This is a genomic window from Kitasatospora sp. NPDC093102, assembly GCF_040683915.1.
In the GTDB taxonomy this organism is placed as follows: domain Bacteria; phylum Actinomycetota; class Actinomycetes; order Streptomycetales; family Streptomycetaceae; genus Kitasatospora.
The window spans coordinates 359,727-376,217 of sequence record NZ_JBFBFA010000002.1; the positions used below are offsets into that span (position 1 = coordinate 359,727).

The following is a 16,491-nucleotide window of genomic DNA, read 5'->3' on the forward strand; positions in this document are numbered from 1 at the left end:
AGTGCATAGCCACAACGGGAAGGTTTGTCCGGGCTGGTCCCGGAGTGGCCCGCACGCGTGGTGGGGAGGGGGCGCGCGGCCGCCGCCGAAGGCCCCCGATCCGTACCGTCGATGGGCCGCCCCGACGGCCGCGACCTGCGGTGATCCGTACCGCCGCCCGGGTGGTGCGCCGGAGCGGACCATTGACTGGCAGGGCCCGCGCGATAGAGTTTGCGGCGCAGTGGAGCACACCCGCCGGGGCCCGTCAACGGGGCCTTCCCGGCCGGTGCGGCCCGGTCGACGCGGTCCGTGGCCTCCACCCGCTCCGTGCCCACCTGGCGCACCTTCCCCGGCGCCGGGCGGTCACGACCTTCCCCTTGAGCGGGCGGGGACCACGGGCCGCTTCGTCGTGCCGGGGCGCGGTGGGCGAGAATGGTCGCAGCTCCCGGACGTCGGGCTGCTCCGCACCGAGGAAGGGCGCCACCGCGCATGACCACCAACGAACCGGGCCCCAAGCACGTTCCGGTGATGCTCCAGCGGTGCATGGACGCGCTGGCCCCTGCGATCTCGCGCCCCGGTGCCGTCGTGGTGGACGCCACCCTCGGTCTCGGCGGGCACAGCGAGGCGCTGCTGACGCAGTTCCCGGAGGTGCGGCTGGTCGCGGTGGACCGCGACCCGCAGGCGCTGAAGCTCTCCGGCGAGCGGCTGGCCCCGTTCGGCGACCGGGCCACCCTGGTGCACGCCGTCTACGACGAGATCCCCGAGGTGCTGGAGCGCCTGGGCATCGAGAAGGTGGACGGCGTCCTGTTCGACCTCGGCGTCTCCTCGATGCAGCTGGACGAGGCCGACCGCGGCTTCGCCTACGCCCAGGACGCGCCGCTGGACATGCGGATGGACCAGACCCGGGGGATCAGCGCGGCGGAGGTGCTGAACACCTACAGCCACGGCGACCTGGCCCGGATCCTCAAGGTGTACGGCGAGGAGCGGTTCGCCGGGAAGATCGCCTCGGTGATCCTGCGGGAGCGGGAGAAGGAACCGTTCACCAACAGCGCGCGTCTGGTCGAGTTGGTGCGCAACGCCATCCCGGCGGCGACCCGTCGGACCGGCGGGAACCCGGCCAAGCGGACGTTCCAGGCACTGCGGATCGAGGTCAACGGCGAGCTGGAGGTCCTGGACCGGGCGATCCCCGGGGCGCTGGACGTCCTCGCGGTCGGCGGCCGGATCGTGGTGATGTCCTACCAGTCGCTGGAAGACCGGCTGGTGAAGCAGTACTTCGCCGCCGGCGCGACCAGCACCGCCCCGCCGGGCCTGCCGTTCATCCCGGAGGAGCACCAGCCCTGGCTCAAACTGATCACTCGCGGTGCCGAGCTGGCCACCGAGGAGGAGATCGAGGAGAACCGGCGCGCCGCGCCCGTACGGCTGCGGGTGGCGGAGAGGATCAGGGACCGAAGCAAGCGGGGCTGACGAACCGGCCCCGGCGGGGTCCGAAGGGCGGAGGGAAGCAGTGGGGCCGGTGGCCGGTGAGGTCCGGGCGGGGCGGGGAGGACTCCCCGGGCAGGGCAGGGCGCGGATCACGGTCCGGCCGGGCAAGCGTCCGGTACGGGGGCGCACACCGTTCGCGGTGCTCATCGTGGTGTTGCTGGCGGCCGGGCTGCTCGGCCTGCTCGCCCTGAACACCGCGCTCAACGAGGGCTCCTTCGAGCTCTCCCGACTGCAGAAGCAGACCACCGTGGCGACCGACGAGCAGCAGAGCCTCCAGCACGAGATCGACCAGAGCTCGGCCCCGGACGCGCTGGCCAGGCGCGCCGCCGAGCTGGGCATGGTCCCGGCCGGCGGGATGGCCTTCCTGGACGTCCCGAACGGCGGCAAGGTGATCGGCACCCCGGGCCCGGCCCAGGACAGCCCGCCGGTCAAGCGCTCCACGGTCGAACCGTGGCCGACCAAGGCCCAGCCCAGCGCGGCTCAGCCCGCTGCCGGGCCGTCGCCGGCCGCGCCGCAGCAGGGCGGTGCCCCGTCGCCGGCCGCCCCGCCGCCGGTGCCGACCCCGGCGGCGTCCGCCGGTGACTCGGTGATCCAGCTCAACCCGGTCCCGCCCACCGCGGCCGCGAAGCCGAGCGGGGGTGCGGGCCGATGAGCACGCCACGCTCCGGCGGGTCCGGCGCTTCCGGTGGCGGCAACGGCCGCCGTCCGGTGCCCCGGGGCAGCGCGCCGCGCGCGCAGTCCGCCTCCGGCCGCAGTCAGCCCGCGAAGCCCCAGCCCGCGAAGGGCCAGCCCACCAAGGGGCAGCCCGCCCGCAGCCAGTCGGCCAAGGCCCAGCCCGCCAAGTCGGCCTCCGCCGGCCGTACCCCGCGGACACCGCAGCAGCGCAGCCCCGAGGGGCGCCCGCCGGCTCGCAGCCAGGCGGCGGTGCGCCCGAAGAGCCGTCCGCCGCTGCGCCCCAAGGCGCTCAAGCTGGCCGAGCCGAAGCGGCGGCTGCGGGTGATCACCGTGGTGCTGTCGCTGGTGTTCTCCGTCTTCGCGGGCCGCCTGGTACAGCTCCAGCTGGTGGACGCCGACGCACTGGCCGCCGACGCCAACACCAACCGCTACCTGAACATCCCGATCACCGCCGAACGCGGCTCGATAACGTCCTCCGACGGGGTCGCACTGGCGGCCACCGTGGACGCGTACGACATCACCGCCGACCCGGCGATGTTCACCCCGGAGGCGACCGGCATCCCGGACGCGCCGGAGCAGGCGGCCGCGCTGCTGTCGCCGATCCTCGGCGTGCCCAAGGAGAAGATCGCCGCCGACCTGCACACCCCCAAGAGCCGCTACAAGCGGCTCGCGGCCCAGCAGACCCCGGCCGCCAAGAAGCAGATCAGCGACCTCAAGTCGGGCCTGGAGAAGCAGGCCGGCTCGCGGGCCTGCCAGGCCCAGAAGAAGCTGCTCGGCAAGCCCGCCGACCAGGGCGGGCGCACCCGGGTGGACAACGAGTGCGCCAATCCACTGGCCGGGGTGTTCAACCGGGAGACCCAGAAGCGGATCTACCCGGCGGGCGGGCTGGCCGCCAACCTGGTCGGCTTCGTCAACGCCGAGGGCGAGGGCGCCGGCGGCCTGGAGCTCCAGTACCAGAAGCTGCTGGCCGGCAAGGACGGCCACAGCAGTTACGCCCAGTCGGGCGGGCGGCTGGTGCCCACCGCCGGGGGCTCGATGGAGCCGGCCGTGCCGGGCAGCGACGTGAAGCTGACCATCAACCGGGACATCCAGTGGGCCGCCCAGCGGGCGATCACCGACCAGGTGGCCAACTCCGGCGCGGAGAAGGGCTACGTGGTGGTCCAGGACGTGAAGACCGGCCAGGTCCTCGCGATGGCCACCGCACCCGGCTTCAACCCGAACGACCTGAGCCTGTCCAAGCAGGCCCAGCTGGGCAACCCGGCCCTGGCGGACGCGTACGAGCCGGGCAGCACCGCCAAGCTGATGAGCCTGGCCGCGGTGCTGGACACCGGCAAGGCCACCTGGGACACCAAGGTCACCGTGCCGTACCCGCTGGTCCGGGCCGGGCAGCAGTTCAAGGACGACATCGAGCACAACACCTGGTACCTGACCCTGGCCGGGGTGCTCGCCAAGTCCTCCAACATCGGCACCATCGAGGCCGTCGAGACGCTCGGCGACGGCGACCAGCTGAAGGCCAACCAGGTCCTGGACGGCTACATGCGCAAGTTCGGCGTGGCCCAGCCGACCGGCCTGGGCTTCCCCGGGGAGACCGCCGGAAAGCTCAAGAAGCCGGAGGACCTGGTCGCCTCGGAGAAGTACAACATCTCCTTCGGCCAGGGCCCGATGCAGATGAACGCGCTCCAGACCACCTCGGTCTACTCGACCATCGCCAACGGCGGGGTGCGGGTCGCGCCCAGCATCGTCCAGGGCGTCACCGACCCGAACGGCAAGTACACGCCGAGCACGCCGGGGGAGCAGACCCGGGTGGTCAGCCCGGAGACGGCCAAGACCCTCACCTCGATGCTGGAGTCGGTCGTCGACGACGAGCAGGGCACCGGCGGCAGGGCCGCCATCCCCGGCTACCGGGTCGCGGGCAAGACCGGCACCGCCAACCGGGGCGCAGCCAACGGCGTCGGCTACGACGGCTACACCGCCTCCTTCATCGGCTTCGCCCCCGCCGACGCCCCCCGCTACACCGTCTCCTGCACTCTCCAGGGCCCGGTCAACGGCCACTTCGGCGGCCAGCTGTGCGGCCCGGTGTTCAAGCAGGTGATGGAGTTCACCCTGAAGACCATGCAGGTCCCGCCGAGCGGCAGCCCGGCGCCCAACCTGCCCGTCGAGTGGAAGCCGTGAGCACGCATGAGCAACGAACCGGCCGGGCCGGAGCACGGCGCGGCGGAGGGCCGGTTTGGCCCTGGACACCCTTCGGCGGATAGCCTTCCCGCCGTGCCGAAACCCGATCAAACCACCGTGAGTCCGCCCCGCCCGACCGGGACCACCGCCCTGCCACTCGCCGAGCTGGCCGCCGCACTGGGCCTGGCGCCCGTCGAGGGCGGCGCCGTCAGCGGCGTCACCCACGACTCCCGCGCGGTCCGCCCGGGCGACGTGTACGTGGCCTTCCCGGGCGCCAACCACCACGGCGCGGCCTTCGCCGCCAAGGCCGCGGAGTGCGGCGCGGTGGCGGTGCTCACCGACCCGGCCGGTGCCGAGCTGGCGGCCCCCACCGGCCTGCCGCTGCTGGTCGTCGACCGGCCGCGGGCCGTCATGGGCGAGCTCGCCGCGATCGTCTACGGCCGCCCCTCCCAGCGGATGCTGATGATCGGGCTGACCGGCACCAACGGCAAGACCACCACCTCGTACCTGGTCGAGGGCGGCCTGCGCGGCGCCGGGCGCAGCCCGGGCGTGATCGGCACCGTCGAGATGCGGGTCGGCGAGGAGCGGATCAAGAGCGAGCGCACCACCCCCGAGGCCACCGACCTGCACGCGATCCTCGGTGTGATGGCCGAGCGCGGCGCCGACGCGGTGACCATGGAGGTCTCCAGCCACGCCCTGGTCTTCGGCCGCACCGACGGGGTCGCGTACGACGTCGCGCTGTTCAACAACCTGACCCCCGAGCACCTCGACTTCCACCCGGACATGGAGGACTACTTCCAGGCGAAGGCCCGGCTCTTCCAGCCCGGCAAGTCCCGCCACGGCGTGGTCAACCTGGACGACGAGTACGGCCGCCGGCTCGCCGCCGAGGCCAAGATCCCGGTGACGACCTTCTCCGCCGCCGGCGCCGCCGAGGCCGACTGGCGGGCCGTGGACGTCCGGCTCGGGCCGGTCGGCTCGACCTTCCGGGTGCTGGGCCCGGACGGCGCCGAGGCCGAGGCCTCCGTCCCGCTGCCCGGTCCGTTCAACGTCGCCAACGCGCTCGCCGCGATCACCACGCTGGTCGCCGCCGGGCTGCCGCTGGAGCGGGCCGTGGCCGGCGTGGCCGCCGTCCCCGGCGTGCCGGGCCGGCTGGAGCGGGTGGACGCCGGACAGCCGTTCGTCGCCGTCGTCGACTACGCGCACAAGCCGGACGCCCTCAAGGCCGTCCTCGCCTCGCTGCGCGAGGTCACCGAGGGCCGGCTGCACGTCGTGGTCGGCTGCGGCGGAGACCGCGACCCGCACAAGCGCGGCCCGATGGGCGCCATCGCCGCCCGCCTCGCCGACACCGCCCTGCTGACCAGCGACAACCCGCGCAGCGAGGACCCGCTGGCGATCCTCGCCACCATGCTGACCGGCGCCGCCGCGGTGCCCGAGGCCGAGCGCGGGGCCGTCCTGGTCGTCCCCGACCGGGCCGAGGCGATCAGGACCGCCGTCGCCCGCGCCCAGGCGGGGGACACCGTGCTGGTGGCCGGCAAGGGCCACGAGCTCGGCCAGTACGTACGAGACGAGATCCGCCCCTTCGACGACCGGGAGGTGCTGCGCGAATCCATCACGCAGACCCCGGCCGCACGGGGCGACCGAGGAGTAGAGCAGCAGTGATCGCACTGACCCTCGCCGAGGTGGCCGCCGCCGTCGGAGGCACGCTGGACGGCGCCGACCCGGACGCCCTGGTCACCGGCCCGGTCGAGGTCGACTCGCGGAAGGTGAGCTCCGGCGGCCTGTTCGCGGCCTTCGTCGGCGAGCACGCGGACGGCCACGACTACGCGGCCAAGGCGGTCGAGGACGGTGCCGTCGCGGTGCTGGCCTCCCGCCCGGTCGGCGTGCCCGCCGTCCTGGTCGACAGCGTGGTGGAGGCGCTCGGCCGGCTGGCCCGCGCCGTGGTCGCCCGCGCCGAGGGCACCGCCGTGGTCGCGCTGACCGGCTCGGCCGGCAAGACCAGCACCAAGGACCTGATCGCCCAGCTGCTCCAGCGCCACGGCGAGACCGTCTACCCGCCCGGCTCGCTCAACAACGAGATCGGCCACCCGATGACCGCGCTGCGGGTCGAGGCCGGCACCCGGCACCTGGTCATGGAGATGGGCGCCCGGCACAAGGGCGACATCGAGTACCTCACCTCGATCACCCCGCCCCGGATCGGCCTGGTCCTCAACGTCGGCACCGCCCACGTCGGCGAGTTCGGCTCCCAGGAGGCGATCGCCGAGGCCAAGGGCGAGCTGGTCGAGTCGCTGCCCGCCGACGGCGCCGCGATCCTCAACGCGGACGACCGGCTGGTGCGCGCGATGGCCTCCCGCACCAAGGCGAAGGTGGTCCTGTTCGGGGAATCACCGGACGCCCACGTACGGGCCACGGACGTTCGCCTGGACGCCACCGGGCGGCCATCGTTCACGCTCACCACCCCGGCCGGTTCCGCGCCCGTGCAGCTGCGCCTGTACGGTGAGCACCACGTCTCGAACGCCCTCGCCGCCGCCGCGGTGGCGGTGGAGCTCGGGATGTCCGTCGACGACACCGCGGCAGCCCTGGGCGAAGCGGGTGCGCTGTCCCGCTGGCGCATGGAGGTCGTCGACCGGGCCGATGGTGTCACCGTCGTGAACGACGCCTACAACGCGAACCCCGACTCGATGCGGGCCGCGCTGCGGGCGCTGGTCTCGATCGGGGGCCGGGGCCCGGAGCGCCGCCGCACCTGGGCGGTGCTCGGCGAGATGCGGGAGCTCGGCGAGGAGAGCCTGGCCGAGCACGACGCCATCGGGCGGCTCGCCGTCCGACTGGACGTCACCAAGCTGGTGGCGGTCGGCGGACGCGAGGCGGCCTGCATGGAACTCGGCGCGAGGAACGAAGGTTCGTGGGGTGAGGAGTCGGTGCTGGTGTCCGACGCGGACGCGGCGGTCGAGCTGCTGCGCAGTCAGCTGCGGCCGGGGGATGTGGTCCTGGTGAAGGCTTCCCGTTCGGTGGGGCTGGAGAAGGTGGCCGAGGCCCTCCTGGCGGACGGTGTGGCCGAATAATGAAGCAGATCCTTTTCTCCGGGATGATCGGCCTCGTCCTGTCGCTGCTCGGCACCCCGGCCCTGATCAAGCTGCTCGCGAAGCACGGCTACGGCCAGTACATCCGCGACGACGGCCCCAAGGCGCACCACAGCAAGAAGGGCACGCCCACCATGGGCGGCATCGCCTTCATCCTGGCGACCCTGATCGCGTACTTCGCGACGAAGGCGATAACGGGCGAGAGCCCGACCGCCTCCGGGCTGCTGGTGCTCTTCCTGACCGCGGGCCTCGGCCTGGTCGGCTTCCTGGACGACTACATCAAGGTGGTCAAGCGCCGTTCGCTGGGCCTGCGGGCCAAGGCGAAGCTGGCCGGCCAGTCGATCGTCGGCCTCGGGTTCGCCGTCCTGGCGATGCAGTTCCCGGACGACCGCGGGCTCAACCCGGCGTCCCAGAGCCTGTCCTTCGTCCGGGACTTCAAGTGGGCGATCGGCCCCGTCCTGTTCGTCATCTTCGCGTACTTCATGATCGCCGCGATGTCGAACGGCGTGAACCTGACGGACGGTCTGGACGGCCTCGCCACCGGCGCCTCGGTGATGGTCTTCGGCGCCTACACCTTCATCGGCATCTGGGAGCACACCCAGAGCTGCGCCTACGCCATCACCGCGACCGCCAACTGCTACGACATCCGCGATCCGCTGGACCTCGCCGTCGTGGCCTCCGCCCTGATGGGCTCCTGCTTCGGCTTCCTGTGGTGGAACACCTCGCCCGCCAAGATCTTCATGGGTGACACCGGCTCGCTCGCCCTCGGCGGCGCCCTGGCCGGTCTGGCGATCTGCTCCCGCACCGAGCTGCTGCTCGCCCTGCTCGGCGGCCTCTACGTGATCATCACCCTCTCGGTGATCATCCAGGTCGGCTCCTTCCGGATGACCGGCAAGCGCGTCTTCAAGATGGCGCCGTTGCAGCACCACTTCGAACTCAAGGGCTGGACCGAGGTCCTGATCGTGGTCCGGTTCTGGATCATCCAGGGCCTGTGCGTCGCCGTCGGCCTCGGCCTGTTCTACGCGGGATGGGTGACCGGATGACCAACCCCGACCAGGCCAACCCCGATTTCGGCGGCCTGCCGGTCGCCGTCGCCGGGCTCGGCGTCTCGGGCATCAGCGCCGCGCGCGTCCTGCACGGCCTCGGCGCCCGGGTGACCGTGGTGGACGGCGGCAGCGGGCCCGGCCTGGCCGCCCGGGCCGCCGAGCTGGAGGCGCTGGGCGTCACCGTGCGGCTCGGCGACGGCGCGAGCCTGCCCGAGGGCACCGAGCTGATCGTCACCTCGCCCGGCTGGGCGCCGGACAGCCCGCTGTTCGCCGCCGCCGAGGCGGCCGGGGTGCCGGTCTGGGGCGACGTCGAGCTGGCCTGGCGGCTGCGCAAGCCGCTGCCCGGCACCGGCGAGCCCGCCCCCTGGCTGGCCGTCACGGGCACCAACGGCAAGACCACCACCGTCCAGATGCTCGCCTCGATCCTCACCGCCGCCGGCAAGCGCACCGCCGCGGTCGGCAACGTCGGGGTCTCGGTGCTGGACGCGGTGCTCGCCGAGGAGCCGTACGACGTGCTCGCCGTCGAGCTGTCCAGCTACCAGCTGCACTGGGCGCCCTCGCTGCGCCCGCACTCGGCGGCGGTGCTCAACCTGGCGCCCGACCACCTCGACTGGCACGGCTCGATGGAGGCGTACGCCGCCGACAAGGGCCGGATCTACGAGGGCAACGTGGTCGCCTGCGTGTACAACCTGGCCGACCCGGCCACCGAGGCGCTGGTCCGCGAGGCCGACGTCGAGGAGGGCTGCCGGGCGATCGGCTTCGGCCTCGGCGCGCCCGGCCCGTCGAACTTCGGCGTGGTGGACGGGCTGCTGGTGGACCGCGCCTTCGTCGAGGACCGGGCCAAGAACGCGGCCGAGCTGGGCGCCGTCGAGGACGTCAACCCGCCGGCCCCGCACAACATCGCCAACGCGCTCGCCGCGGCGGCGCTGGCCCGGGCGTACGGGGTCGAGCCGAAGGCCGTCCGGGAGGGCCTGCGGGCCTTCCGGCCGGACGCCCACCGGATCGCCGAGGTCGGCGTGGTCGGCGAGGTCACGTACATCGACGACTCCAAGGCCACCAACACCCACGCGGCGGCCGCCTCGCTGTCCGCCTACCGGCCGATCGTCTGGATCGCCGGGGGCCTGGCCAAGGGCGCGACCTTCGACGACCTGGTGCAGGGCGCGGCCGAGCGGCTGCGCGCGGTGGTGCTGATCGGCCAGGACCGGGCGGTGATCCGGGAGGCGCTGGAGCGACACGCTCCGGATGTGCCGGTGATCGAGGCGGCCGAGGGCCAGACTGGCGCGGTGGCGATGACCGAGGTCGTTCGAACGGCCGCATCGCTCGCCCGATCGGGTGACACGGTGCTGCTGGCACCGGCCTGCGCCTCGATGGACATGTTCACCAACTACGGCGAGCGCGGCGACCTCTTCGCGGCGGCCGTCCGGGAGCTGGCGGGCGAGTAGACGGGCCGGCGAGGGCGTCGGACGGGACAAGTGAGCGGGGAGCGGTGGCGGGGCAGGGCAGAGCGGGTTCCGGCGTTGTGAAGCGGGATGCCGCCGAGCCGATGAGAGTGATCTCCGCCACCACGACCAAGTACAAGTCGGCCGGTCCGCTGGCCCGGGTCCAGGCCTTCCGGGCCCGGGTCCGGTACTGGCTGGACCGGCCGCTCACCCCGTACCTGCTGGTCCTCGGCAGCACCCTGCTGCTGGTCGTGCTCGGCCTGATGATGGTCTTCTCGGCCTCGCAGATCCTGGCCCTGAACCAGCACCACGCGGCGCAGTACTACTTCCTCAAGCAGCTGATCGCGGCCATCCTCGGCCTGGTCCTGCTGATCGGCTTCGCCTCCGTCCCGCTGGCGGTGCTGCGGGTGATCGTCTACCCGGTGATGATCGGGGTGATCTGCGCCCTCACGCTGGTCGCCATCCCCGGCATCGGGGTGCGGATCAACGGCAACCAGAACTGGCTGGATTTCGGCTTCTTCCAGTTCCAGCCCTCGGAGTTCGCCAAGCTCGCGCTGGTGCTCTGGGGCGCCGACCTGCTCGCCCGCAAGCAGAAGGCCGGTACCCTCAACTCGTGGAAGCACCTGCTGGTGCCGCTGGTGCCGGGGGCCCTGCTGCTGCTCGCGCTGATCATGTTCGGCGGCGACATGGGCACCTCGATGATCCTGGTGGCCATGGTGTTCGCGCTGCTCTGGATGGTCGGCGCTCCGCTGCGGCTGTTCGTGGCCACCCTCGGGGTCGCGGCGGTGGTCTGCACCGCCCTGGTGGTCACCGTCCCGCACCGGGCGGAGCGGCTGAGCTGCATCGGCGTCACCAAGATCGATCCGGAGGGCAGCTGCTTCCAGGCCCTGCACGGCGTCTTCGCGTTCGCCAACGGCGGCGGCTTCGGCACCGGCCTGGGCGCCGGCGTGGAGAAATGGGGCCAGCTGCCCGAGGCGCACACCGACTTCATCTTCGCCGCGACCGGTGAGGAACTCGGTCTGGTGGGGACGCTGTCGGTCCTCGGTCTCTTCGCGGCACTAGGCTACGCGGGTATCCGTGTGGCCATCGGTACGAAGGATCCCTTCGTCAGGTACGCCGCGGGAGCCGCCACCACCTGGATCATGGCGCAGGCTGTGATCAACCTGGGGTCGGCGCTGGGACTGCTGCCCATCGCGGGTGTCCCGCTCCCGCTGTTCTCCTACGGCGGTTCCGCCATGCTGTCGGCCATGTCCGCGATCGGAGTGCTGCTGTGCCTGGCGCGCAGCTCCTCGGGCGCGAAGGCGGCCCTGGCCGCCCGGAGCAAGAACTCCCGGATCAGGAGACAACTGGCCCGGGTGCTGCCACGACGACGAACCACAGCGCGCCCGGCCCCGGGGCCGGCACGCAGGGAGCGGTGAATTTCGGTGCATGTCGTACTCGCCGGCGGGGGGACCGCCGGTCACATCGAGCCGGCCATGGCCCTCGCGGATGCCCTCCGCAGGCACGACCCGTCCGTCGGGATCACCGCCCTGGGCACCGAGCGCGGACTGGAGACCCGGCTGGTACCCGAGCGCGGCTACCAGCTGGAGCTCATCCCGGCCGTCCCGCTGCCCCGCAAGCCCACCCCGGAGCTGATCACCGTCCCCGGCCGGCTGCGCGGCACCGTCCGGGCCGCCCAGGAGATCATCGAGCGGGTCAACGCGGACGCCGTGGTCGGCTTCGGCGGCTACGTCGCGATGCCCGCCTACCTGGCCGCCAAGCGCGCCGGGGTGCCGATCGTGGTGCACGAGGCGAACGCCCGCCCGGGCCTGGCCAACAAGATCGGTGCCCGCTACAGCGACTTCGTGGCGGTCTCCACGCCGGACAGCAAGCTGCGGGACTCCCGGTACATCGGCATCCCGCTGCGCCGGACCATCGCCACCCTGGACCGCAACGCGGCCCGCCCGGAGGCCCGCCACTACTTCGGCCTCGACCAGCGGCTGCCCACCCTGCTGGTCTCCGGCGGCTCCCAGGGCGCGCGCCGGCTCAACGAGACGATCACCGCGATCGCCCCGCGGCTCCAGCAGTACGGCGTGCAGATCCTGCACGCGGTCGGCCCGAAGAACGAGCTGCCGCAGGTGGCGGACGTCCCCGGGATGCCGCCGTACCGCCCGGTGCCGTACCTGGACCGGATGGACCTCGCCTACGCGGCCGCCGACATGATGCTCTGCCGGGCCGGCGCCATGACGGTGGCCGAGCTGGCGGCCGTCGGCCTGCCCGCCGCCTTCGTCCCGCTGCCGATCGGCAACGGCGAGCAGCGGCTGAACGCCCAGCCCATGGTCAAGGCCGGCGGCGGTCTGCTGGTGGACGACGCCGAGCTGACCCCGGAGTGGGTGCTCCAGAACGTGCTGCCGGTGCTGACCGACCCGCAGCGGCTCTGGGACATGAGCAGGGCGGCCGCCGAGTTCGGCCGCCGGGACGCCGACGACCTGCTGGTCGGCATGGTCTACGAGGCGATCCAGGCCCACCGCGGCGGTCGCCGCCGTGGCTGACGGCCGGCTCGCCGACCCGCTGGAGGAGGAGCTGGAGGTGGAGGAGTCCGCTCCCCGCCTCCGGCTCTCCCGGCGGGGCATCGTGGTGCTGGGCGCGCTCGGCGCCACGGTGCTCGGCGTGCTGGCCTGGCTGGTGTTCTTCTCCTCGGTCCTGGACGTGCGCAGCGTCGCCGTCCAGGGGACGAGCGACGACAAGCTGACGGCGGACCAGATCCGTGAGGCGGTCGGCAGGCTCGGTGACGGCCCGCTGGCGCGCGTGGACCTGGACGACGCCCGGCACCGGGTGGAGGCGATCCCCCGGGTGGCCAAGGCCGAGGTGTGGCGGGGCTGGCCGCACACCCTGCGGGTGAAGGTCGTCCAGCGCAAGGCGGTGGCCGCCGTCAAGGGGGAGGACGGCCAGTTCACCCAGGTGGATGCCGGGGGCGTGAGCTTCGCCACCGAGCCGGCCCCTCCGGACGGTGTTCCGGTGGTGGAGCTGCGCCTCAGTCAGCAGGCGAACGACGTGGACGGGGTGATCTCCCGTCCGCAGTTGGTCCAGGGCGCGGTGGCGGTGGCCGCCGGGCTGCCGCCGGAGGTCGCCAAGCGGGCCGGCTCGGTGCTGGTGCACTCGTACGACGACGTCGAGTTGCAGCTCAGCGGGGGTGTGACGGTGCGCTGGGGGAGCCCGGAGCAGATCGACCGGAAGGCCCGGGTACTGGTCGCGCTGATGAACCAGAAGGGCACGAACTTCGACGTGACGGCGCCGGAGGCGCCGGCGGTGTCGGGATGATCCGGTAGGTTCTCTGCCTGAGGGAGGGGTTGACGCCTCGGAGTGTCGGCCCGACTCTTGGTGGTCACCCCCGGTTTCCTATGCCGGCCGATGATCACATAGGCTCAAAAGAAAAAGGGAAGCTCGGCGTGTTCGTTGAAACACGTGCCTGGAGCCACCTAGTGTCCTGTGTCACCAGACTGTGTTTCCTGGTGATGTGACGGAGGCACAGAACTAACCCTAAAGGTCAAGTTTAGGGTTGGGGTCGGCGGTCGGCATTTCGGACATTCAGTCAGAAACCAGGCTCCCTCCCCATCGACATCCGTCGGTACGGCCCCGCTCCGGGTCGGGCCGACCCGGAAATTCGAGGCGAGAGGCCTTCGACGTGGCAGCACCGCAGAACTACCTCGCAGTCATCAAGGTCGTCGGAATCGGCGGCGGTGGTGTCAACGCCATCAACCGGATGATCGAGGTCGGTCTCAAGGGCGTCGAGTTCATCGCGATCAACACCGATGCGCAGGCCCTCCTGATGAGCGACGCCGACGTCAAGCTCGATGTGGGCCGTGAACTCACCCGGGGCCTCGGCGCCGGCGCCAACCCCGAGGTCGGCCGCAAGGCCGCCGAGGACCACCGCGAGGAGATCGAGGAGGTCCTCAAGGGGGCCGACATGGTCTTCGTGACCGCCGGCGAGGGCGGTGGCACGGGCACGGGCGGCGCGCCCGTCGTCGCCAACATCGCGCGCTCGCTGGGCGCCCTGACCATCGGCGTGGTCACCCGCCCGTTCACCTTCGAGGGCCGGCGCCGGGCCAACCAGGCCGAGGACGGCATCGCCGCCCTGCGCGAAGAGGTCGACACCCTCATCGTGATCCCCAACGACCGGCTGCTGTCCATCTCGGACCGCCAGGTCAGCGTGCTCGACGCGTTCCGCTCGGCCGACCAGGTCCTGCTCTCCGGTGTCCAGGGCATCACCGACCTGATCACCACCCCGGGTCTGATCAACCTCGACTTCGCCGACGTCAAGTCCGTCATGTCGGACGCCGGCTCGGCGCTCATGGGCATCGGCTCGGCCCGCGGCGAGGACCGCGCCAAGGCCGCCGCCGTGATGGCGATCTCCTCGCCGCTGCTGGAGGCCTCGATCGACGGCGCCCGCGGCGTGCTGCTGTCCATCTCGGGCGGCTCCGACCTCGGCCTGTTCGAGATCAACGAGTCGGCCCAGCTGGTCAGCGAGGCGGCGCACCCCGAGGCGAACATCATCTTCGGTGCGGTCATCGACGACGCGCTCGGCGACGAGGTCCGGGTCACCGTCATCGCGGCCGGCTTCGACGGCGGGCAGCCGCCGGCGATCGTCCGCGACCCGGTGGTCAAGTCCACCACCCCGGAGCGCCCGGCCACCCCGCCGGCCGCCCCGGAGCGCCCGGCCGGCCGGCCGTACGGGAGCATCGGCTCGGTGACCTCCCGCTCGGAGGGCGAGTCCTCGACCGCCGCGCCGAGCCGGACCGCCGAGACCCCGGCGAGCACGACCGCCTCCGCCCCGGTGCCGCCGCAGGTGCAGCCGGCCCGGCAGCCGTTCGTGGAGAGCCCGGCCGAGGAACTCGACGTTCCGGACTTCCTTAAGTGATCGATCACGCGATCCGCGCGGGTGCTCACTTCGCCTTCACCTCCCGGTGGGGCGGGGTGAGCACTTCGCCGTACGGGGAGCTCAACCTCGGCGGCGCGGTGGGGGACGACCCGGGGGCCGTGCGGGAGAACCGGGCGCTGGCCGCCCGGCAGCTGGGGCTCGACCCGGCCGACGTGGTGTGGATGAACCAGGTGCACGGCGCCGAGGTCGCCGTGGTGACCGAGCGCCAGCCGCTCGGGGAGGCCCCGACGGTGGACGCGGTGGTCACCGACCGGCCGCTCGCGCTGGCGGTGCTGACCGCCGACTGCACCCCGGTGCTGCTGGCCGATCCGGTGGCGGGCGTGGTGGGCGCGGCCCATGCGGGCCGGCCCGGGCTGGCGGCCGGGGTGGTGCCCGCGGTCGTCCGGGCGATGGTCGAACTGGGCGCGGAGCCCGGGCGGATCACCGCCGCCACGGGGCCCGCGGTCTGCGGCCGCTGCTACGAGGTGCCGGCTGAACTGCGGGCCGAGGTCGCCGCGGTGGTGCCGGAGGCCTTCGCCGAGACCTCCTGGGGGACTCCGGCCCTGGACGTGCCGGAAGGGGTCGCGGCCCAGCTGGCCGTGGCCGGGGTCAAGGAGCTGGTGCGGTCACCGGTCTGCACCCTCGAATCCGCCGATCACTACTCCTATCGCCGCGAGAAGCGCACCGGCCGGCTCGCGAGCTACGTCTGGTTGGGCTCTGATCACTGATGACGAACGACATCTACGGACCGTTCCCGGGAAGCACCGAGTTCGTCTCGGCGCTGACGGAGGGCCAGCGGGCCCGCTACGAGGAACTCGGCACCAACCTCGACGTGGTCGAGCGCCGGATCGCGGACGCGTGCGCGGCCGCCGGGCGCGCACGGGACGAGGTCACCCTGGTCGTCGTCACCAAGACCTACCCCGCCGAGGACACCGCGCTGCTGGCCGGACTCGGTGTGACGGACGTCGCGGAGAACCGCGACCAGGACGCCGCTCCCAAGGCGGAGCAGTGCAGAAACCTTCCTCTTGCCTGGCACTTCGTCGGCCAGCTGCAGACCAACAAGGTCCGCTCGGTCGTCCGGTACGCGAACCACGTGCACTCGGTGGACCGGCTGCGGCTGGTCGGGTCGCTCTCCGCGGCGGTGCTCAAGGCGGAACGCCCGGAGCTGGGCTGCCTGGTGCAGGTGGCACTGGACAAGGAGCACGGGGAGGGTGAGCACCGGGCGGGGGTCGCGCCGGAGGACGTCGCGCAACTGGCCGACGCGATCGCCGACACGCCCGGGCTGCGTCTGGACGGTGTGATGACCGTCGCTCCGCTGGCCGGCCCGCTGGCCGGGGACCCGGCCCGCGCCTTCGATCGGCTGGCGGAAATCGCAACCGCCGTACGGGCGGACCATCCGGCTGCCACCATGGTCTCCGCAGGGATGAGCGGTGACCTTGAGCAGGCGATTGCCGCCGGGGCGACACATGTGCGCGTCGGAACGGCGGTACTCGGAGTGAGGTCACCCCTCAGGTAACGTCACCGGGTAAGTAGATCAGACAGCAGGACAAAATAGGACAGAATCTAGCAGCTCTTCGGAGCGCTAGCGAACCGTGGATCGCAGCTCCGCGGCCCCCACTCCATGAATCTGACCGGCCGTCGGGCTGACGCGCCGTCGTGGAGGGACCGCGGAATCCGCAGGCGGGGCCGTACGGCCCGGGCCGGAGCCGGTCCGCACGGAGCGA

The 16,491-nt window shown here is 72.5% G+C and carries 13 protein-coding genes; all 13 read left to right on the plus strand.

Going from position 1 to position 16,491, the window contains the following annotated elements:
- Positions 1-468: 468 nt before the first annotated feature.
- The 13 genes from rsmH to AB0O11_RS05040 all read left to right on the plus strand — a co-directional run bounded on the left by rsmH (position 469) and on the right by AB0O11_RS05040 (position 16,283).
- On the plus strand, positions 469-1,443 hold the full coding sequence (gene rsmH / locus AB0O11_RS04980; protein WP_363381752.1) for a 16S rRNA (cytosine(1402)-N(4))-methyltransferase RsmH: 975 nt from the start codon (positions 469-471) through the stop codon (positions 1,441-1,443).
- 157 nt (positions 1,444-1,600) lie between these two features.
- On the plus strand, positions 1,601-2,113 hold the full coding sequence (locus AB0O11_RS04985) for a hypothetical protein (RefSeq protein WP_363381753.1): 513 nt from the start codon (positions 1,601-1,603) through the stop codon (positions 2,111-2,113).
- Positions 2,110-4,308, plus strand: a complete 2,199-nt coding sequence (locus AB0O11_RS04990; RefSeq protein WP_363381754.1) for a penicillin-binding transpeptidase domain-containing protein — start codon at positions 2,110-2,112, stop codon at positions 4,306-4,308. The genes AB0O11_RS04985 and AB0O11_RS04990 overlap by 4 nt, the downstream gene beginning before the upstream one ends.
- A gap of 93 nt (positions 4,309-4,401) precedes the next feature.
- On the plus strand, positions 4,402-5,967 hold the full coding sequence (locus tag AB0O11_RS04995) for a UDP-N-acetylmuramoyl-L-alanyl-D-glutamate--2,6-diaminopimelate ligase (RefSeq protein WP_363381756.1): 1,566 nt from the start codon (positions 4,402-4,404) through the stop codon (positions 5,965-5,967).
- The gene (gene murF / locus AB0O11_RS05000) at positions 5,964-7,367 is read left to right on the plus strand and encodes a UDP-N-acetylmuramoyl-tripeptide--D-alanyl-D-alanine ligase (protein ID WP_363381757.1); all 1,404 of its coding nucleotides are present in this window, start codon (positions 5,964-5,966) and stop codon (positions 7,365-7,367) included. Before AB0O11_RS04995 ends, murF begins: the two co-directional genes overlap by 4 nt.
- On the plus strand, positions 7,367-8,428 hold the full coding sequence (mraY, locus tag AB0O11_RS05005) for a phospho-N-acetylmuramoyl-pentapeptide-transferase (RefSeq protein WP_224281570.1): 1,062 nt from the start codon (positions 7,367-7,369) through the stop codon (positions 8,426-8,428). The genes murF and mraY overlap by 1 nt, the downstream gene beginning before the upstream one ends.
- A complete protein-coding gene (murD, locus tag AB0O11_RS05010; protein WP_363381758.1) occupies positions 8,425-9,873 on the plus strand; it encodes a UDP-N-acetylmuramoyl-L-alanine--D-glutamate ligase in 1,449 nt (482 codons plus the stop codon). The genes mraY and murD overlap by 4 nt, the downstream gene beginning before the upstream one ends.
- Before the next feature lie 101 nt (positions 9,874-9,974).
- Positions 9,975-11,288, plus strand: a complete 1,314-nt coding sequence (gene ftsW, locus AB0O11_RS05015) for a putative lipid II flippase FtsW (protein WP_363381759.1) — start codon at positions 9,975-9,977, stop codon at positions 11,286-11,288.
- 6 nt (positions 11,289-11,294) lie between these two features.
- Entirely contained in the window at positions 11,295-12,401 is a 1,107-nt protein-coding gene (gene murG, locus AB0O11_RS05020) for an undecaprenyldiphospho-muramoylpentapeptide beta-N-acetylglucosaminyltransferase (protein ID WP_363381761.1), read from the plus strand.
- Complete coding sequence (locus tag AB0O11_RS05025) at positions 12,394-13,170, plus strand: FtsQ-type POTRA domain-containing protein (protein WP_363381762.1); 777 nt, start codon at positions 12,394-12,396, stop codon at positions 13,168-13,170. Before murG ends, AB0O11_RS05025 begins: the two co-directional genes overlap by 8 nt.
- A 364-nt stretch (positions 13,171-13,534) precedes the next feature.
- Positions 13,535-14,767, plus strand: a complete 1,233-nt coding sequence (ftsZ, locus tag AB0O11_RS05030; protein WP_363381763.1) for a cell division protein FtsZ — start codon at positions 13,535-13,537, stop codon at positions 14,765-14,767.
- A complete protein-coding gene (pgeF, locus tag AB0O11_RS05035) occupies positions 14,764-15,495 on the plus strand; it encodes a peptidoglycan editing factor PgeF (RefSeq protein WP_363381764.1) in 732 nt (243 codons plus the stop codon). Before ftsZ ends, pgeF begins: the two co-directional genes overlap by 4 nt.
- Positions 15,495-16,283, plus strand: coding sequence for a YggS family pyridoxal phosphate-dependent enzyme (locus AB0O11_RS05040; protein ID WP_363381766.1), 789 nt, complete (start codon positions 15,495-15,497; stop codon positions 16,281-16,283). Before pgeF ends, AB0O11_RS05040 begins: the two co-directional genes overlap by 1 nt.
- Positions 16,284-16,491: the final 208 nt, after the last annotated feature.